General features: G+C 62.5%; 16 protein-coding genes. 9 read left to right on the forward strand and 7 right to left on the reverse strand.

The window, feature by feature from the left end; all coding sequences use genetic code 11:
* Nucleotides 1–68 precede the first annotated feature (68 nt).
* On the forward strand, nucleotides 69–1,214 hold the full coding sequence (locus tag AC07W4_RS03695) for a sterol desaturase/SRPBCC family protein (RefSeq protein WP_495031525.1): 1,146 nt from the start codon (nucleotides 69–71) through the stop codon (nucleotides 1,212–1,214).
* The gene (locus AC07W4_RS03700; protein ID WP_495031526.1) at nucleotides 1,211–2,290 is read left to right on the forward strand and encodes an SMP-30/gluconolactonase/LRE family protein; all 1,080 of its coding nucleotides are present in this window, start codon (nucleotides 1,211–1,213) and stop codon (nucleotides 2,288–2,290) included. Before AC07W4_RS03695 ends, AC07W4_RS03700 begins: the two co-directional genes overlap by 4 nt.
* Nucleotides 2,291–2,563: 273 nt before the next feature.
* Here the strand turns inward: AC07W4_RS03700 and AC07W4_RS03705 are convergent, their stop codons facing one another.
* The 3 genes from AC07W4_RS03705 to AC07W4_RS03715 form a co-directional block, all read right to left on the reverse strand.
* Nucleotides 2,564–2,797, reverse strand: a complete 234-nt coding sequence (locus AC07W4_RS03705; RefSeq protein ID WP_008050666.1) for a DUF465 domain-containing protein — start codon at nucleotides 2,795–2,797, stop codon at nucleotides 2,564–2,566.
* 165 nt (nucleotides 2,798–2,962) lie between these two features.
* Entirely contained in the window at nucleotides 2,963–5,074 is a 2,112-nt protein-coding gene (locus AC07W4_RS03710; protein ID WP_495031527.1) for a hybrid sensor histidine kinase/response regulator, read from the reverse strand.
* 280 nt (nucleotides 5,075–5,354) lie between these two features.
* Nucleotides 5,355–6,044, reverse strand: coding sequence for a GntR family transcriptional regulator (locus AC07W4_RS03715; protein WP_495031528.1), 690 nt, complete (start codon nucleotides 6,042–6,044; stop codon nucleotides 5,355–5,357).
* A gap of 140 nt (nucleotides 6,045–6,184) precedes the next feature.
* Here AC07W4_RS03715 and AC07W4_RS03720 point away from each other — a divergent pair, with 140 nt between their 5' ends.
* From AC07W4_RS03720 to AC07W4_RS03750, 7 genes are all read left to right on the forward strand, one after another.
* The gene (locus AC07W4_RS03720; protein WP_495031529.1) at nucleotides 6,185–7,270 is read left to right on the forward strand and encodes an ABC transporter ATP-binding protein; all 1,086 of its coding nucleotides are present in this window, start codon (nucleotides 6,185–6,187) and stop codon (nucleotides 7,268–7,270) included.
* Nucleotide 7,271: 1 nt separating this feature from the next.
* Complete coding sequence (locus AC07W4_RS03725) at nucleotides 7,272–8,189, forward strand: ABC transporter permease (RefSeq protein ID WP_008050663.1); 918 nt, start codon at nucleotides 7,272–7,274, stop codon at nucleotides 8,187–8,189.
* Nucleotides 8,186–8,974, forward strand: coding sequence for an ABC transporter permease (locus tag AC07W4_RS03730; RefSeq protein ID WP_008050662.1), 789 nt, complete (start codon nucleotides 8,186–8,188; stop codon nucleotides 8,972–8,974). The genes AC07W4_RS03725 and AC07W4_RS03730 overlap by 4 nt, the downstream gene beginning before the upstream one ends.
* A 14-nt stretch (nucleotides 8,975–8,988) precedes the next feature.
* Nucleotides 8,989–10,041 carry an extracellular solute-binding protein gene (locus tag AC07W4_RS03735; RefSeq protein ID WP_495031530.1) on the forward strand — a complete coding sequence of 351 codons (1,053 nt, stop codon included), beginning with the start codon at nucleotides 8,989–8,991 and terminating at the stop codon, nucleotides 10,039–10,041.
* Between the two features lie 151 nt (nucleotides 10,042–10,192).
* Nucleotides 10,193–11,389 (forward strand): amidohydrolase family protein, encoded by a 1,197-nt coding sequence (locus tag AC07W4_RS03740; protein WP_495031531.1) that lies wholly within the window; start codon nucleotides 10,193–10,195, stop codon nucleotides 11,387–11,389.
* Nucleotides 11,386–12,873 carry an amidohydrolase family protein gene (locus AC07W4_RS03745; protein ID WP_495031532.1) on the forward strand — a complete coding sequence of 496 codons (1,488 nt, stop codon included), beginning with the start codon at nucleotides 11,386–11,388 and terminating at the stop codon, nucleotides 12,871–12,873. The genes AC07W4_RS03740 and AC07W4_RS03745 overlap by 4 nt, the downstream gene beginning before the upstream one ends.
* Nucleotides 12,874–12,885: 12 nt before the next feature.
* Nucleotides 12,886–13,548 carry a flavin reductase family protein gene (locus tag AC07W4_RS03750; RefSeq protein WP_150673375.1) on the forward strand — a complete coding sequence of 221 codons (663 nt, stop codon included), beginning with the start codon at nucleotides 12,886–12,888 and terminating at the stop codon, nucleotides 13,546–13,548.
* Nucleotides 13,549–13,668: 120 nt separating this feature from the next.
* On the opposite strand, the gene AC07W4_RS03755 is transcribed toward AC07W4_RS03750, so the two are convergent.
* Genes AC07W4_RS03755 through lexA form a run of 4 tightly spaced genes read right to left on the reverse strand, consistent with a single transcriptional unit; the run spans nucleotide 13,669 to nucleotide 19,400 of the window.
* Nucleotides 13,669–16,767 (reverse strand): error-prone DNA polymerase, encoded by a 3,099-nt coding sequence (locus AC07W4_RS03755; protein ID WP_495031533.1) that lies wholly within the window; start codon nucleotides 16,765–16,767, stop codon nucleotides 13,669–13,671.
* Nucleotides 16,743–18,158 carry a Y-family DNA polymerase gene (locus AC07W4_RS03760; protein WP_495031534.1) on the reverse strand — a complete coding sequence of 472 codons (1,416 nt, stop codon included), beginning with the start codon at nucleotides 18,156–18,158 and terminating at the stop codon, nucleotides 16,743–16,745. Before AC07W4_RS03760 ends, AC07W4_RS03755 begins: the two co-directional genes overlap by 25 nt.
* 7 nt (nucleotides 18,159–18,165) lie before the next feature.
* Nucleotides 18,166–18,783, reverse strand: coding sequence for a translesion DNA synthesis-associated protein ImuA (gene imuA, locus AC07W4_RS03765; RefSeq protein ID WP_495031535.1), 618 nt, complete (start codon nucleotides 18,781–18,783; stop codon nucleotides 18,166–18,168).
* Nucleotides 18,783–19,400, reverse strand: coding sequence for a transcriptional repressor LexA (gene lexA / locus AC07W4_RS03770; protein WP_495031536.1), 618 nt, complete (start codon nucleotides 19,398–19,400; stop codon nucleotides 18,783–18,785). The genes imuA and lexA overlap by 1 nt, the downstream gene beginning before the upstream one ends.
* Between the last annotated feature and the right edge of the window lie 48 nt (nucleotides 19,401–19,448).

Genomic DNA, 19,448 nt, shown 5'->3' on the forward strand with positions numbered 1-19,448 from the left:
GGTTCGGCCCGCCAGATCACCGGGATCGGCTAATCTGAAAGAGATAACAAAAACGACAGGTGATTGCAGTGAGGCAGACCACCGAAGGATTCCGCAGCCGCTACCGCGCCGACATTCATCCGCTCTACAACCCCTGGCTGCACGGCGCGTTTGTCCTGGTGTTCGGGGCAGTGGCGATCAGCGCTTTCTGGAGCGACGTGCATCAGGTGCAGCCAGCGCAATGGCTGGCGGTGCCGGTCACGCTGCTGTTGTTCAACCTCGGCGTGTACATGGTGCATCGCCACCTGGGGCATCATAAAAAGAGCTTCGCCCGGCTGTTTTATGCCCGTCACGCAGTCGACCACCACAGCTTTTTCACCCCCGGCCACATGACCTACGACAGCGCCCGCGACTGGCGGGTGATTCTGTTTCCGGCGTGGCTGATCGTGCTGTACACCCTCGCCGTCGCCCTGCCCCTCTGGTGGCTGCTCAAGCACATCAATACCAACGTCGCCGGACTGGTCGGCGGCCTTCTTGTCCTCGGTTACCTGACTTACGAAGTGTTTCATGCCTGCGAGCACCTGCCGCCGCGCACCCCGCTCACACGGCTGCCGTGGATCCGCCAGATGCGCCGGCTGCACGAACTGCACCACCGTCGCGAACTGATGCAGGAACGTAATTTCAACATCGTTTTCCCGCTGATGGACTACCTGTTCGGCACCCTCTACTGGGAACCGGAACCCGAGCCGCTCAACCCGACGAGAACGCCCATGACCCGCATGCAGCATCAGGTTGTCATTGCCGCAAACCCGATCCAGGTACTTGCCTACGCCAGTACCGTGACCCTTTGGCCGCAATGGCATCCGTCGTCGCTGCACATCGATGGGCCAACAGGTCCGTTGCATGCCGGCGCGCGTTTCGAGGAGGACATCCGCGCCGGCGGCCGCGACGGGCACTTGCGCTGGGAGGTGGCGGAATATCTGCCCGGACGGCGCTGGAGCGCCGAGGCCCGGGGTGATCACGGTCTGTCGCTGGTGCTGACCTACGAATGCGAAGCCACGGGCGAGGACACACGCTTCGTCCGCACCCTGGAGTATCAATTCAGCGGCCTGGCGATGCGCATTGCCAACCGCTTGTTGCTCAAGCGGCGCATTGATCGGGAATCGGCGGCGTCGATGCTGGCGTTGCGCGACATGGCACAGAAGTATCGGGCGGCGACGGGGGTTGGCGTGTGAGCAGAACTTTCAAATGTCTGTTACTGGTCATCGTCGCCATCGGCGCCTTCCTGCTGCTGATGCCGACCAAAGTGCGACCGGTGGCCTGGACGCCACAACCTGCGCCGTCCCTCACCAGTGGAATCTACGCCGACAATCAGCGGCTCAAGGCCGTGGAGCGCGTGGGTGCCGCCAACATCGACGGGCCGGAAGCCTTGTTGCTGGAAAACGACATGCTCATCACCGGCCTGCACGACGGTCGCCTGATCCGCACGAGCCTGGACGGCAAGACCACCAAAGTCCTGGCCGATACCGGTGGCCGGCCACTGGGCCTGGCCCGGCATCCCAATGGCCTGCTGGTGATCGCCGACGCCGTCAAAGGCTTGTTGTCCCTCGATGCCCAGGCGCGTCTGGTGGCCTTGACCACGGAGGCCGGCGGCGTTCCCTTCGGTTTTACCGACGATGTGGTCATCGACAAACCTGGTCACTATGCTTATTTCAGCGACGCTTCGAGTCACTTCGGCTATGGTCACGACGGTGAGGCCGTGATCGAACACGGCGGCGACGGTCGACTGCTGCGCTACGACTTCCAGACCGGCAAGACGTCGGTTGTGCTGGATAAACTGGAGTTTGCCAACGGCGTGGCCATGGGACCGGACGATGCCTATGTACTGGTCAACGAAACCGGGGCCTACCGCATCAGCCGTTATTGGCTCAGCGGTCCGAAGGCCGGCACCCACGACCTGTTCATCGACAACCTGCCAGGGCTGCCGGACAACCTGTCGTTCAATGGCCACGACCGGTTCTGGGTGGCCCTGTATGCCCCCCGGAACGCCTTGCTCGACGGCACGGCGGCGCATCCGTTCGTGCGCAAGATGATCGTGCGGGCCATGACCGTCTTGCCCAAGCCCGTGGAAAAACGCGGATTTGCCCTGGGCCTGGACCTTGAGGGCAAAGTGATCGCCAACCTGCAGGACGGCAGCAGCGACAACTACTCACCCATCACCACGGTGCGCGAGTATGGGGACTGGTTGTATTTCGGTTCGCTGAAAGCGCAGAACATGGTGCGATTGCCGCTAAACAAGGCATTGCAATGAGCAGTACACCTCTCTGAACTCACCGTAGAACCCATGTGGGAGCGGGCTTGCTCGCGAAGACGTCAGCACATTCAACATCGACATTGACTGGCAAGCCCAATTCGCGAGCAAGCCCGCTCTCACAGGGACAGTGTTCAGTTCACCGGGATATTTGGGCTGGGTCATGGGGCACCTCATTGAGAGCCGTAACAGCGGACTCTGAACATTCGAGGTGCCGGTTCTGGTTGCCGTTCCAACTTTCCCGCCACCGGTCGACGGTGGCAGCATGCTGGGTCAGGACGACGCGCCAAGTTGCTTGACGATCTTGTCCTTGACCAGCAAACGTGTCTCCTTGAGCTTCCTTACGGTGTCATCGTTGGACTTGGCCTCCTCTGCTTTCACCACTTCGGCATCCGCCTGGGAATACTTGTTAAGCAGTGAATCCAGTAACGGATCCTTGGTGCGTTTCTGCTGGATTTCTTCCTTTGAGCGTTTCAGATCCTGATAAAGGTCATGGGGCACCGGCATGGAACACCTCCGTTAGTTGATCGGCAGCGAAACGCGATCAATTGCGTTCACCAACTATCAGAATGGCCTCGGTTTGGCCGTTCTGTCGACCACCTGTCAGACCAGCGGCGTCCGTTCGTCGTCCGGTCCCACAGGTGATAAAAACCTTTGCCTGCGCCAGCGGTTTCAGCCGTTGAGCACCATGCGCACCATTTGCCTGAGTGCTTCGGGATTGTAGGGTTTGCTCAACAGGTGGGTGTCAGGGCTGAGCTGGTGATTGCGCGAGATGATGTCGCGGGTATGCCCCGAGGTGAACAGCACGGCCACCGGTGGGTCCTGCACTTTCGCCCAGGCCGCAAGGTCCGAACTCTTGATCAGGCCGGGCATGACCACATCGGTGAATATCAGGTCCACCGCCAGCCCTTCCAGCAACATTTGCATGGCCACGTCACCGTTGGTGGCCGTGAGGACTTGATAGCCCTCTTCGCGCAACAACTCCACTGCCGACACCCGTACGGCCTCATTGTCCTCGACCACCAGGATGCATTCGTGACCACCCCGTTGCGGCACATCAGGGTTCGGTGTTTCGCTGGGTGCCGAGCGCAAGGTGCGTGGAAAATACAGCTGCACCCGGGTTCCCTGCCCCACGTCACTGGCGATTTCGATATGACCGCCACTCTGCTTGACGAAGCCAAACACCATGCTCAGGCCCAGGCCGGTACCCTGCCCGTCGGCCTTGGTGGTGAAAAACGGCTCGAATGCCTGGGCCAGCACCTGCGGCGGCATGCCGACGCCGGTGTCCGTCACGGACACCCGCACGTAGTCCCCGGGGAGAATGCCCTTTGCGGCGCAAAATTTGTGGTCGAGGACGATGTTTTCCGCGCACAGGTCAATCCTGCCCTCGCCTTGAAGGGCGTCACGGGCATTGATCGCCAGATTGAGAATGGCGTTTTCCAGTTGATTGCGATCGACAAACACATTCCAGGCGTCTTCGGGTGCCGTCATGTGAACCTGAAGGGTTTCACCCAGGGCACGCAGCAACAGCTCCGCCAGGCCATCGAAAATCTGCCGCAACGTGAAGACCGCGGGCGACAACGGTTGGCGACGGGCGAATGCAAGCAATTGCGAGGACAGCTTGGCACCGCGCTCGACAGCGGCGATCGACGCCGAGACCCGGCGCTGTACATTGGCGTTACCCGGCTCATGGCGCGCCAGCAGGTGCAGGTTGCCGGCGATCACTTGCAGCAGGTTGTTGAAGTCATGGGCCACACCGCCGGTGAGGCCGCCGATGGCTTCCAGCTTCTGTGACTGGCGCAGTTGTTCTTCCGCCGCCAGCCGCGCCTCGACCTCATCGGCCACCCGTTGCTCCAGGTTGCGGGTGAACTTGAGCAGGGACTCTTCGGCGTTTTTGCGTTCGTGAATATCGATCAGCACGCCGGGGAAGCGAAACGCCTCGCCCTGCTCATTGAACTCGCAACAGCCACTGGCGAGTACCCAGAGGTAGCTGCCGTCGGGGCGCTGGATCCGGTATTCGACGTTGTAGGGCTCGCCCGTCTCGACCGACAGTGTGACTCGTTCCTGAACCCAACTGCGGTCATCCGGATGGATCCGGCTTTCTGCGATTTCCTGGGACAGGTTTTGCAGGTCTTGCCCGGGTGGATAAGAGAACGTGCGGGCGTAACGCTCGTCACCCGACAGCACGTTGGCCTTGATGTCCCAGACAAAGGAACCGAGCAAGGCGCCAGCGTTCAGCGCCAGGCGTACCCGTTCGTTGTCGGCGCGATAGGCGTCTTCCGCCACTTGTCGCCGTTGCTCGGAGATCACCCGCTCCGTGGTTTCCACCACCATGGACATGACCCCGGCCGGACGTCCGTCATCGTCGGCCACCGGGCTGTAGTAGAGGTCCATCCAGACATCTTCCGGAACCCCGTCGCGCAGCAGCACCAGTTCTTTGTTGCGATAGGACAAGGTGCCGCCCGCCAGGCAGGTGTCGACCACATGGCGATTGAATTCGGCGACTTCCGGCCAACCCAGTTCTACAGAGGAGCCGAGCAGATATGGATGACGCCCACCGGCAAACTTCGAATAAGCATCGTTATAGATCATGTACCCGGACTGGCCCCAGAGCATCACCATCGGCAGCGGAGACGCAAGCATCAACCGCACCGCGCTGCTCAGGCTCCTGGACCAGGAATCGAGCGGGCCGAGTTCGGTCAGGCTCCAGTCGAACGCACGAATGCGCCCGGCCATTTCGCCGTTCCACCCGGAGCATCCGTGGCTATCCTCTAGAAACTGCATGGCTTGGCTCTATCCCGGTAAGTTGCACCCGTTTGTTTCGAGCATCCTGCACATTATTCGTTTCATAGAGGTATAGCTGATTCTGAGGCTTCCTTGTCGAACCTGGAATCTGTGGCCAATAGAGATCCCTGTGGGAGCGGCGGTGCGGCGATCCGACTTGCTCGCGAAAGCAGTGTGTCATTCAACACATTCGTCTGCTGATACACCGCCTTCGCGAGCAAGTCGGATCGCCGCACCGCCGCTCCCACTTTTTGATCTTCAGTGGCCAGGAAAATGTGGCCTACACCTCAATCAAATGCTTGAGAGGGTTGTAACTGCTTTTCAGGGTGGCCGCGACGTCGAGAATGGCCTTCTCGATCCCACTCAAATGCATGCAGGTCAGCTCGATGGCCGCGCTCTGGTTGCCCGCTTCGATGTACTCGATCAACCGCAGGTGTTCGTCGTCGCGGCAGGCTTCGTGGCTGTCGTCATCCAGTGCGGCGGCATACAGCGACGCCCGGGAAATCAGCTTCTGGAACCAGTCGAGCAACACCGGATTGTTCAGGCTGCGGGCCAGTTTGATGTGGAACTCGCCGAGCAGGTGAATTAGCCGTTCGTGATCACCGCTCTGGTGCGCTTCATCTTCGAGCAGCAGGTGATCGCGCAGGTCCTGGGTCACCGCTGTATCACGCCGACGGCACAGTTCACTGACGATACCGATCTCGACCAGGCGGCGGGTTTCGAACAGCGAGCGAATCTCTTCGTCACTGGGCAACGACACCGACGCACCTTTGTTGGGCTCGGTGGTGACCAGTCCGTCTGCCTCCAATTGCTTGAGCGCGGCTCGAACGGACGTGCGGCTGACATTGAACAGCTCGGCCAAAGAGGCTTCGCCAAGCTTCATTCCCGGACGCAGCGAGCGTTTGCTGATCGCCTCGTAAACCCCTTGGTAGACGCGGTCGACTGTAGTTTCCAGTTTCTTTTCCGTCATTCATCAACTCCTGGCGCCCCGTGCAACCAACCCTGGCGAATGAACAGCCATTGAAAAAGGGGCTTGCACGGACAGATTAATCCGGGTATTTCTAAATTGCATCCAGATTTTGCATACAATAAATAGAGGAATGCACCATAATGGGTCATCCAACAGCAATCGAAGTGCGAAACGTCTCAAAACGATACTCCGACGATCCAGGGCTGGCACCCGCCCTCGATAACGTCTCGGTGGACATTGCCGACAACGAATTCTTCACCCTGCTCGGCCCTTCCGGCTGCGGCAAAACCACCCTGCTGCGCACCATTGCCGGCTTCGAGCATGTCAGCGACGGTGAGATCCGCCTCGCGGGCGAGCCGGTCAACGATTTGCCGCCGTTCCAGCGCCGGGTCAACACGGTGTTCCAGAGTTACGCGCTGTTTCCGCACATGAGTGTTGCGCAGAATATCGCCTTCGGCCTCGAGATGCAGGGCCTTGATCGCAAACTGATCCCCCAGCGGGTCGATGAGATGCTCGCGCTGGTGCAAATGCAGCACCTGGCCAAGCGCAAACCGGCCGAACTGTCCGGCGGTCAACAACAACGGGTGGCTCTGGCCCGGGCCCTGGCGCCAAAACCGAAAGTGCTGTTGCTTGACGAACCGCTGTCGGCCCTGGACCTCAAGCTGCGCAAGGAAATGCAGGTCGAACTCAAGCGAGTACAGAAAGAAGCCGGGATCACCTTCATTTTCGTCACCCACGATCAGGAAGAAGCCCTGACCCTGTCCGATCGCATTGCCGTGATGTCCGCCGGCAAGATCCTGCAAATCGGCACGCCCAATGAAATCTACGAACGTCCGCAGCATCGATTCGTCGCGCAATTCATCGGCGACATCAACTTCCTCCCCGGCCACCTCAAGCGCGGCCAGCAAAACGAAAAGCTCTTCGTGCCCACCGGTATGCCAGTGGAAATCCCCTGCCCGGCCCAGGGCTTCGACGGCAGCAAAGTGCAACTGGCGTTCCGTCCCGAGCGTTCGCAACTGGTCGAACCGACGCAGCCGCATCACCTGCGTGGCGTGATCGAGGCAGTGCTGTATGTCGGCACCGCCACGCTCTATCAATGCCGCCTGAACAACGACATCAAGGTCATGCTGCGCGAGAACAACGAAGGCCTGAACCACGGGCGGGTGGTGGGTGATCGCGTCGCGGTCAACCTGCCGCCCCACGCCTGCCTGCTGATGGAGGCCTGAGATGAGCGTCAGCAGCACTTCCCCGGCCCTCAACCGCGCGCTGTTGCTCAGCCCGGTGGTTCTGACCTTGCTGGCCCTGATCGCCATTCCGCTGGGCATCATGGGCTACATCAGCCTGCTGCCGCGCAACGTCTATGGCGGCGTCGACTGGCAGGCCGACTGGCAATTGCAAAGCTACGTACAACTGTTTTTCCAGGAAGGTTTCGACGGCGAACTGGAGCTGAACTGGGTCTACGCCCAGGCGCTGCTGCGTTCGGTGTTCCAGGCCGGTGGCACCACGGTCCTGTGCTTCCTGTTCGGTTTCCCGGTGGCGCTGTGGATGTCGAGCCTGACACCCCGTCGGCGCAACCTGATGGTGTTGCTGATCACCATCCCGTTCTGGACCAACCTGCTGATCCGCAACTACGCGTGGCTGATCATCCTGCGTGAGCACGGCTGGGTCGCCCAGAGCCTCAACGCCCTGTTCCCCCAGGCCGGTGGCATCACCCTGCTCTACAACGACTTCGCGGTCAGCGTCGGCCTGGTCTACAGCTTCCTGCCGTTCATGATTTTGCCGATCTACTCGACCCTGGAAAAACTCGACTGGCGCCTGGTGGAAGCCGCCTACGACCTGGGCGCCAACCGCTGGCACGCGTTGCGGCGGATCATCCTGCCGCTGTCGATGCCGGGGGTAATCGCAGGTGCCTTGCTGGTGTTCGTGCCAAGCCTGGGCGCCTTCATCACCCCGGCGATCCTCGGCGGCGGCAAGACACTGATGATCGGCAACCTGATCCAGCAGCAATTCGGCACTGCGCGCAATTGGCCCCTGGGCAGTTCGCTGTCGTTCCTGTTGCTGGGGATCATGTTGCTGTCCCTGGTGCTGTACGCCCTCTATAGCCGCAATGCCGCCAAAACCCTGCGTCGGGGAGCCCAAGCATGATTGCCCTGCACCTGAAGAAACTGCCCCTGACCCGCGAAGTCAGCCTGTTGATGCTGGCCTATCTGTACCTGCCGATATTCGTGCTGATCGCCTACAGCTTCAACGCCAACCGCTCGGCGACGGTATGGACTGAGTTCTCGTTCGACTGGTATGGGCGAATCCTGGCCAATCCGTCGATCCAGACCGCGGCGCTGAACTCGATTATCGTCGCCAGCATCGCCACGGTTTGCGCCACGGCGATTGCACTGCTCGCGGCGCTGGCGACCTACCGGCCGTTCTACGGGCAAAAAATGGTCGAGGGCGGGATCAACCTGCCGCTGATCCTGCCGGAGATCGTCACAGCCGTGGCCACCCTGCTGCTGTTCATGGCGCTGGGGATCAAGCTCGGACTGCTGACGGTGATCGTCGCCCACATCGGCTTCTGCATTCCCTTCGCTTACCTGCCGATCCGCGCGCGGCTCAACGACCTGGACAAGAGCCTGCTGGAGGCGGCGAACGACCTGTACGCCAACCCCTGGCAGGTGTTTCGCCGGGTGACCTTGCCGCTGCTGTGGCCGGCGGTGTTGTCGGGTTCGGTGCTGGCGTTCGTGGTCAGCCTCGACGATTTCATCATGACCTTCTTCGTCGCAGGTCCCGGTTCGACGACCTTGCCGGTGTACATCTTCTCGGCGATCAAGGCCGGCGTGACGCCGGAGATCAACGCGATTTCGACCCTGATGCTGGTGATTTCCATCGTGCTGGTGGTGCTGGCCTTCTGGCTGGGACAGCGCGGCAAAAACCAATGATCCTGGAGCAAAGCATGAAAACAAAAAGCATGTGTTTCGCTGTAGCCGGTCTGGCCCTGAGTTGCGTCACCGCGTTCAGTGCCCAGGCCGCCGAACCCAAGGAACTGTTCTTCTACAACTGGACCGACTACTACCCGGTCGACCTGCTGGCCAAGTTCGAAAAGGAGACCGGGATCAAGGTCACCATGGACGGGTACGACAGCAACGAAACCCTGCTGGCCAAGTTGCAGGCCGGCGGCGCCGCGTATGACGTGATTGTGCCGTCGCAATCGATCATGCGTACCCTGATCAACCAGGACCTGCTGCTGGAAATCGACGCCTCGACCCTGCCCAACTTCCAGTACGTCAAACCGGCGTTCCGCGACCCGAGCTTCGACCCCGGCCGCAAGTTCTCGGCACCGTACCTGTGGGGCACCACCGGGTTCTCCTATGACAGTGCCCGGGTGCCCGGCGGCAAACTGGACGACTCATGGAAAGAGTTCTTCGAGCCACGCAAGGAACTGCAAGGCCAACTCGCCGCCCTCGACACCTCCAGCAGCGTGATCAACGCCGCCAGTCATTACCTGAATGTCGACGAATGCAGCGAAAACCCGCAGGACGCCAAGCGCATCCTCGAACTGCTGCAAAAACAGAAACCCTTCCTGAAGATGTACAGCTCGGACAACACCGTCGACCGCATGGCCTCCGGTGAAGTGATCATGATGCAGAACTGGAACGGTTCTACAGCGCGGGCCACCTTGCAGAAGAGCACCATCAAATACGTGTATCCGAAGGAAGGCCTGGCGATGTTCCAGGACAACTTCGCCGTACCGAAAAGCGCACCGCACCCCGGCAACGCGAAGATCTTCATCGACTGGATGATGAAACCGGAAAACGCCGCCGCCGTGTCCAACGCCATCGCCTACGACAACGGCATTCAGAGCGACAAGCTGATCGACGCCAAGTGGCGGGTGATGGACGCCATCAACATGCCCGACGAATTCGCCTCGCGCCTGCGCCCGGAAAAGGAATGCAGCAACAAGGCGCGGGAGCTGCAGGACCGGATCTGGGCCAAGCTCAAGGGCTGATTGTTTGACTTGAAACCGAGTCGCGGCCTTCGCGAGCAAGCCCGCTCCCACAAGGGATCTCCAATGTTCACACGGACAATGTGGGAGCGGGCTTGCTCGCGAAGAGCCCGGCCCAGGCACTACAAAATTCAAAGACCTGAATGAGGTTTGTATGACCCAACCCCGCTGGCTGCGCAACGTGCGCCCCTACGGCGCCCCCGCCGAGGACCTGCTGATCGAAAACGGCTGCTTCACCCAACGTCGCCCGGCCTCGACCACCGAACTGCTCGCCACCGACATCGATGGCCAGAACCAGTTGCTCACCCCCGCCCTGGTGGAAAGCCATGTGCACCTGGACAAAACCCTCTGGGGCCAACCCTGGCGCCCCAACAGCGCCGGCCCGACCCTCAAGGACTACATCGCCAACGAGCGGCGCATCCTGCGCGAAGTCACCACCCCCATCGCGCAACGGGCCGGTGCCCTGCTGGAAAACTGCATCGCCCGTGGCTCGCTGACCATGCGTTGCCATGTCGACATCGACCCGGAATTCGGCCTGCGGCATGTCGAGGCCATGCAACAACTGCGTGAAAACTACCGCGACCTGATCGACCTGCAACTGGTGGTGTTCCCGCAGACTGGTTTGATCAGCCGCCCCGGCACCGCCGAGCTGATGCGCGAAGCCATGGCACTGGGTGTGGAAAACGTCGGCGGGCTGGATCCGTGCGGCATCGACAACGATCCCGTCGCGCAACTGGATTTCGTCTTCAAACTGGCCAGCGAGTTCGACCGCGGCGTCGACATTCACCTGCACGACAAGGGTGAACTGGGCCTGTGGCAGATCGCCCTGATCGCCGACTACACCGAGCGTTTCAGCCGCCAGGGCCGGGTGATGATCAGCCACGCCTATTGCCTGGGGATGTTGCCGTGGAGCCAGGTCCAGCCGGTGGCCGAGCGCTTGTCGACGCTGGGAATTTCGCTGATGAGTTCGGCCCCCGCCGATTGTGCGGTGCCGCCATTCCTGGCTCTGCGTGAAACCGGCGTGAATGTGTGCCTGGGCTCCGACGGCATTCGTGATGCCTGGTCGCCCATGGGTAACGGCGACATGCTCGAACGCGCTATGTTGCTGGCGTTCCGTTTCGATTTGAACAAGGACGAAGAACTCGCGGCGGCGTTCGAAGCGGCGACTGTCAACGGCGCCCAGGCGCTGGGTTGCGAAGCCAATCGCCTGGAGATCGGCCAGTCGGCGGACTTCCTGCTGATGCCGGTACAAACACTGGGTGAGGCGGTGGTTTCGCGGCCGCTGCGTCAGGTCTATCGCGCGGGTCAATTGATTGCTGCGGGCGGTCGTTTGCTGGAAAGCCGTCTGTGAAGCGCATCGGCTTGCGCGCCAGTTGCGTGGTTGGCTTCGACGGCACGCGACATGTGTTGTGGCGCGATGGCGAAGTGGTGTTCTCAGGCTCGCGCATCGAGTTTGTCGGGCGCGGTTATCCGGGGCCGGTGGATCAGTGGATCGATTACGGTAACGCGCTGATCGGCCCCGGTTTCATCGATCTGGATGCCCTCGGCGATCTCGACTCCACGGTGCTGACCCTGGACAACGGCGACGAGCGCGACATGGGCCGGATGTGGTCGGCGCAGTATCTGGCGCGTGGATCGCGGGAAAGCTACAGCCCCGAAGAAGACGTCTTCAAATACCGCTACGCCTTCACGCAGTTGATCCGCAACGGCATCACCACAGCCATGCCGATCACCTCGATGTACTACCGCGAGTGGGCCGAGACCTACGACGAATTTGCCGCAGTGGCAGGCGTGGCGGCCGAACTGGGGCTGCGCACTTACCTCGGCCCCTGCTACATGAGCGGCATGAGCTACTGGCAGGCCGATGGAACCCTGGCGCACCACTGGGACGAAGCCCGGGGCATGGCCGGCCTCGATGCCGCCGAACGGTTTTTCCGGGATTTCGATGGTGCGCATAACGGCCTGATTCGCGGCGCGCTGCTGCCCGATCGCATCCAGACTTGTACCCCGACGCTGCTGCAACGCACCGCCGCGCTGAGCCGGGAACTGAACGCACCGATGCGTTTGCACTGCTGCCAGGGCCTCGGCGAGGTGGCGATGGTCGAGCAACTGCGCGGCATCTCGCCTCTGGGCTGGTTGCAGCAACTTGGGCTTTTGACCCCGCACAGCCTGCTGCCCCATGGCATCTACACCCGAGGCGATGACGATCTGCAACGGGTGGTGGATGGTGGCGCAAGCCTGGTGCATTGCCCGGTGGTGTTTGCCCGGGACGGCGAGGCGCTGAATTCGTTTGGGCGCTATCGGGCCAAAGGCATCAACTTCGCCCTGGGCACCGACACCTGGCCGGCGGACTTGCTGGACAACATGCGCCAGGGCTTGAACATCGCTCGATTGATGGAAGGCAGCAACGACCTGACCAGCACCCTGGACCTGTACAACGCCGCGACCCTCGGTGGTGCCAAGGCACTGGGCCGGGATGATCTCGGCCGGCTGGCACCGGGGTGCAAGGCCGACATCACCGTGTTCAACCTTCGCGGTATGCACCTGGGACCGCTATTCGATCCGCTGAAGAATCTGGTGCTGGCTGGTCGCGGCGACGATTGCATCGCCAGTTACATCGATGGCCGTTGCGTGATGCGGGACGGACAAGTCGAGGGCATCGACTACCCCGCCCTGCAACGCCAGGCCCAACGCCAATTCGAAAAACTGATGCGCAGTCACAGCGACCGTGCCTTTGGCCAACCGGACTGGAAAAGTCTGTTCCAACCGGCCATCCCGTTCGCCGACGACTACAGCGCACAAGCGCCACTGTGCGCCATTGACCCTCTCCTTTAGAGACTTCTGCCCATGCAAAGCTTCGACTTCAGCCAACTGAGCCCGCGGGACAAATACAAGATTCTGATCGGCAGTGTGGTGCCCCGCCCTATTGCACTGGTCACCACCGTCGATGGCGAAGGCCGGATCAACGCCGCGCCGTTCAGCTTTTTCAATGCACTGTCGGCCGACCCGCCCATCCTCGCCCTGGGCGTGGAAAACTACGGCGACCAAAGCCCCAAGGACACCACCCGCAACATTCAGCTCAACCAGGAATTCACCGTGAACATCGTCAGCGATGCCCTGGTTGAAGCCATGAACGTCTGCGCCGTGCCCTTCGCCCCCGGCTTCGATGAACTGACCGCCGCCGGCCTCACCGCCATCCCCGGCACCACGGTCAAATGCCCGCGCATCGGCGAAGCCCCGGTGGCGCTGGAGTGCCGGCGGATGATGGCGCTGTCCATCGGCCAATCCCGGGAGATCATCTTTGGCGAAGTGCTGATGGCGCATGTGCGTGACGAATTGATCGATCCGAAAACCCTGTACATCGATCAGTTGGGGCTTGATGCGATCGGACGCATGGGCGGGCATGGCTATGCGCGCACGCGGGATTACTTCGACTTGCCGACGCGTTCGTTGCAAGCCTGGACGGATGCGCCGGGGGGCGGCGAGCGGTTCTGGCCGCTGGCCAAATAACAGGCATCAACACAAACCCTGTGGGAGCGGGCTTGCCCGCGAAGGCGTCGGCACATTCAATATTAACGTGTCCGATACACCGCTATCGCGAGCAAGCTCGCTCCCACAGGAGTTGCAGCGTTAGTGAAAATCCCGACTGCGCACAGTAATGCCATCCAGCAACGAACTCAGATCACTCAACCGTCCGGCTATCAGATGCCGGACCTCCCCCTCCTTCTCCCAACGCCCATCGACCTTGAGCAACTGCGAGCCGACCAGCACCTGGCGCTGCCGCTCAGCCAGGTCCCGCCACACCACCACGTTGACGTTGCCGAACTCGTCTTCCAGGGTGACGAAGGTCACGCCGCTGGCGGTTGCCGGGCGTTGTCGGCCGGTGACCAGCCCGGCAACACTGACTGGCCGACCGTGCCCGACGTCCAGCAACTCTTTCGAACTGCGGCAGCGCCGGGCCTTCAACTCACCGCGCAACAGGGCCAACGGATGCGGCCCGAGGGTGGTGCCGACGCTGGCGTAATCGGCTTGCAGGTCCTCGCCGACGGTGGGCTTTGGCAACGACACCGCGTCCTCCTCCTGGCTCGGCACGCCGGCGAACAGACCCAACTGCTTTTGTACCCCGGCCACTTCCCAACGTGCCCGATGCCGGTCGCCGGCCAGGCCACGTAACGCACCGGCATCGGCCAGCTGCTCCTGGGCGCGGGCATCGAGTCGCGCCCGTTCGCCCAGGTCGGCGATGTCGGCAAACGCGCCTTTGGAGCGTGCCGCTTCGATGCGTCGGGCATCGTCCTGGCGAAAGCCCTTGATCATGCGTAGCCCCATGCGAATCGCCGGTTGCGCACCGGCGATCGGCTCCAGGCTGCAATCCCAGGCACTGGCGCGCACATCCACCGGGCGAACCTGCAAATGATGACGCCGAACGTCCTGCAGAATCTGGTCCGGGCTGTAGAACCCCATCGGCCAACTGTTGATCAGCGCACAGGCGAAGGCCGCCGGCTCGTGGCATTTCAACCAGCAACTGGCGTAGGTCAGCAAGGCAAAACTGGCCGCGTGGGACTCGGGAAAACCGTAGCTGCCAAAGCCCTTGATCTGCTCGAAGATCTGCGCGGCGAATTCGGCGGTGTAGCCGTTTTTTTTCATGCCGGCGGCCAGCCGTTCCTTGTGCGGTTCTAGCCCGCCGTGGCGTTTCCACGCGGCCATGGAGCGGCGTAGCTGGTCGGCCTCGCCGGGGCTGTAGTCGGCGGCGACGATGGCGATCTGCATCACCTGTTCCTGAAACAGCGGCACGCCGAGGGTGCGCTTGAGCACTACTTCCAGTTCCGGTGACGGATACGCCTCCGGCTCTTCCTTGTTCCGTCGCCGCAGGTACGGGTGCACCATGCCGCCCTGGATCGGCCCCGGCCGAACGATGGCGACCTCGATCACCAGATCGTAAAAGGTCTTGGGCCTGAGCCTCGGCAACATCGACATCTGCGCCCGGGACTCGATCTGGAACACGCCGATGGTGTCGGCCCGGCCGATCATCTCGTAGGTGGCCGCATCCTCGGAGGGGATGGTCGCCAGGCTCAGATTCAGACCCCGGTACCGGCGCAGAAGATCGAAACATCGGCGAATCGCGCTGAGCATGCCCAGCGCCAGGATATCGACCTTGAGCAGGCCCACTGCGTCGAGGTCATCCTTGTCCCACTGGATGATGGTGCGCTCGGCCATGGCGGCATTTTCCACCGGCACCAGACTGTCCAGCGGCTGCTCGGAAATCACGAAACCGCCGGGGTGCTGGGACAAATGCCGGGGGAAGCCGATCAACTGCCCCGTCAGGCTCAGCACCCTGTGCAGCACCGGGCTCTCTGGGTCAAAACCACCTTCACGCAGGCGTTCAACGGGGGGCGTTTCATCGCTCCAGTGACCGCAGCAATCGGCCAGGGCGTTGATCTGGTCCGGCGGCAAGCCCAATGCCTTGGCCACATCCCGTACCGCACCGGCGGCGTGGTAAGTGCTGACCACCGCCGTCAGCGCGGCGCGAGCCCGGCCATAACGCCGGAACACGTACTGCAAGACTTCTTCGCGGCGTTCATGTTCGAAATCGACGTCGATGTCCGGCGGCTCGTTACGTTCTTTGGACAGGAAGCGCTCGAACAGCAACGTGGTGCGATCCGGATCGATTTCGGTGATCCCCAGGGCAAAACACACGGCCGAGTTAGCGGCAGAACCACGACCCTGACAAAGAATCTGTTGCTGGCGGGCAAAGCGGACGATGTCGTGGACCGTCAGGAAATAGCTTTCATAGCCCAGTTCCGCGATCAGTTGCAGCTCCTTGTCGATCTGCACCAGCACTTCGCTTTTCGGCCCTTTTGGCCAGCGCCACTCGATGCCTTCCTCGGTCAAATGACGCAGCCACGAGGTGGCCGAGTGCCCTTGCGGCACCAGTTCGCGGGGGTATTGGTAACGCAACTGACCAAGATCAAAGGTGCAACGCCGGGCGATGTTCAGCGTTTCGGTCAGCAAGTCGGGCGGATAAAGCGCCTGCAGCACGTCGAGGCTGCGCAGATGGCGCTCGCCGTTGGGATGCAGGCGCAACCCGGCATCGGCCACCGGCAGGTGATGACGAATCGCGGTCATGGTGTCCTGCAAGGCGCGCCGGCCGCGAGCGTGCATGTGCACATCGCCACTGGCCACGGCCGCAATACGCAACGCCCTGGCCAGGCTCAGCAGATCATCCAGACGCTGGGCATCGTCCTGACCGCGATGCAACTGCACCGCCAGCCACAGGCGCTCGGCGAAGACCTGCTTGAGCCACCGGCCCTGTTCAAAGGCATCGACAGCGTCCGGTACCCACAACGCCAGCAATCCCGACAAAGGTTCGCTGAAGTCTTCACGCAGCACCTGATACTGGCCTTTTTGCGTGCGGCGCCGGGCACGGGTGATCAATCGGCACAGCGCCTGATAGCCCTCGAGGCTCTCCACCAGCAGCACCAGTTTCGGACCGTTCTCGATGCGCATTTCACTGCCGATGATCAGCGGCAACTCCACGGACTTTGCCGCTTGCCAGGCACGAACGATGCCCGCCAGGGTGCATTCGTCGGTGATCGCCAGAGCTTGGTAACCCTGTTTTTTCGCGCGCTTGAACAGCTCGAGGGCACTGGAGGCACCGCGCTGGAAGCTGAAGTTCGACAGGCAGTGCAGTTCGGCATAGTCGCTGCTCATGCGAACCAGCCCTGCAACCACAGCGGGCCGTCCTCACCGACCGCCCGGTAGGCCCAGCCCTGTTGGCCGGCACGGGTTTCGATCAGGTAATAGTCACGGCGTACGTCGTCGCCGTCCCACCAGCCGGACTCGATACGCTCCGGCCCCATGAGGATGCGCGCCGAGCCCTGATGCACGGCCAGCGGTTCAGTCAGCAGCCAGCCCGGCCGTTTCACCGCGGCCGGCACCGCGCAGGGCTGACTGTCGGCACGGGCCTGCCACGCACACTCGGGGCGGTGATCGGCCTGGAAGCGCAAGCCATGCACCGCGTCATCCCCCAGCCGTGCACGCAGGCGTTCGCGCAATTGCTCCCAGGGCAAGGACTGCTGCGGGCGATCGTCGAACAGTGCCTGATACTGGGGCACGAAGGTCGGCAAATCCTCGGCGCGCAAGCGAAAGCCGCGCACCGGCGCCTCGACCTGGACCTGCTCCAGCCGCCCTCGGGCCAGCTCGAAGAGCATCGCCGGATCGCGCTCGGCACTGAGCAGGCCGACCTTGATCAGCGTATCCGGCAACCCGGCGTGCTCCAGATGCAGGTCGAAACGCTGTACGCCGCTGTCGCGACCGCACAGGAACGCCGACAGATCGCCCGTCAACCGGCGCAACGGAAACAGCAAGGCTTGATGGGACTGCACATCGAAATTGAGCTCGATGCGCACATCGAAGCGGTCCGGCGGCAGGTAGAACGCCAGCGCCAGCCGTCGCACACCTGACAAGGCATCCAGATGCTTGAGCACCTGGGCCTCGAAACGCCGGGCCAGGCTATGCCGGGGCAGCGCCTGCACCTGGCTCAAGGTGCGCAGGCCCATGCGCGACAAGGCCGTGGCGACCGGTGCTTCCAAGCCGATCCGGTCAACGGGCATTTGCCCCAGGTGATGCTGCAAGGCTTGATCGTCCGGCACCACCAAGCCGTCATAGGCGTTGGCCAGTACCCGCGCCGCCACCGGATTGGGCGCGGCCACGATGCGGTGCCGAAACCCCAGTTCGCCGAGCTCACGGCGCAAAAGCGCTTCGAATTGCGGCCAGGCGCCGAACAGGCCGAGGCTGGATTCGATCTCGAACACCACGGCCCGGGGGTAATGCACGCTGACCTGGGAACTGAAACGATAGGCCCAGGCGGCGAGAAACTGCTGCCAGTGTTCGATTTCAGCGGCGTCGTATTCGGCCGTGACAAAACCTTTGCTCAAGGCCTGTGCCGCGCTCATGGACTGACCGGGACGCAAACCCAGCGCCCGCGCCGCGCCGTTGACAGCCTGCAGCACCCGGCGCTGGGCCGGGCCAGTCAGCAACGCCAGGGGTTCATCGGGATCGGCGCGCTGACGCAGTACCGCGTCCAGCGCCAATTGCGGGAAAAGAATACAGACCCAGCGCATGGCAACCTCAATGCCCCACGGCGAAGGCAATCGGTGCCGAACGGACCAGGCCGCCACGGCACTTGAGCACACGCAGTTGTGCCGGCCGGGCATCGATGGCAATGCGCAAGGCCGCCGGCGAAGGGTTGATCGCTTCACCGAGAGGGCGATAGGCGAAGGCCAGGGTCTCGCCGGTTTCCGCCGCCACCTGCAAGCGGCGCAAGGCGCGGTCATCGGCCTTGTGCGGCCAGCACAGCACCGCGCCGCAGCTGCCCGAACGCAGGCATTGCTCCGCGGCCCACAGCGCATCGCGCTCGCTGGCCCGGATGATCGACAGCTGACGCAGATCGACCCCGGCGCCCTGCCACGCCTGGGGATACGGCACATAAGGCGGCGCCACCAGCACGATGCGTTCGCCCGCCGCCGACAGCCGTGCCAGCGTCGGCCACACCAGTTGCAACTCGCCCACGCCCTGCCCGGCCAGCAGGATTTCCGTCAGCGCCGCCTCAGGCCAGCCGCCGCTGGGCAATGCCGCGTCCAGTGCAGCATGCCCGGTGGGTTGCGGGCTGGCGGCCGGTGGCGCAGGCCGGCCCTTCCAGACCTGGCCTCCATTGAACAGCGTATCCAGCGCAACGACGGCACCCATCAGCCTTGCCTCACCAGGCCACAGAACACGCCTTCGATGGCCAGGTCCCGGTCGGCTTCGACAATGATCGGCCGGTAGGCCGGGTTGCGCGGCAGCAGGCGAACAATATCGCCAACCCGCTCGAAGCGCTTGATGGTGACTTCGCCGTCGAGCCGTGCCACGACGATCTGGCCGTTGAGCGCCTCGGGGTTGCGGTGCACGCCCACCAGATCGCCGTCGAGAATGCCGTCCTCGATCATCGAATCGCCCCGGACCCGTAACATGTAGTCCGGCACCCGCGAGAAGATCGACGGATCGAGCAGCAAGCGGCTGTGCACCTCGGCATCGGCACCGATCGGCGCACCGGCCGCCACCCGGCCAAGCACCGGGATGTCCAGCAACTCGGGGCGCGGCGGCTGCCCGAGCAGGCGAATGCCCCGGGCCTGATGCGGGTTGACCTCGATAAACCCGGCTTCGGTCAGCGCCAGCACATGCTTGCGCGCCACGCTGCGGGAGGCGAAGCCAAACGCCTCGCTGATTTCAGCGAGGCTCGGGGGCTGACCGTGCTCGGCGATGCGATCGCGGATAAAGGTCAGGATGGCGGTACGGCGGGGAGTCAGAGTCGTCATGGAGTACATTTGTACTCTTTCTGTTTTTTCCTGGCAAGGACCGTCAATCATCTGATC

The sequence above is a fragment of the Pseudomonas sp. GW821-FHT02A08 genome, assembly GCF_059422045.1.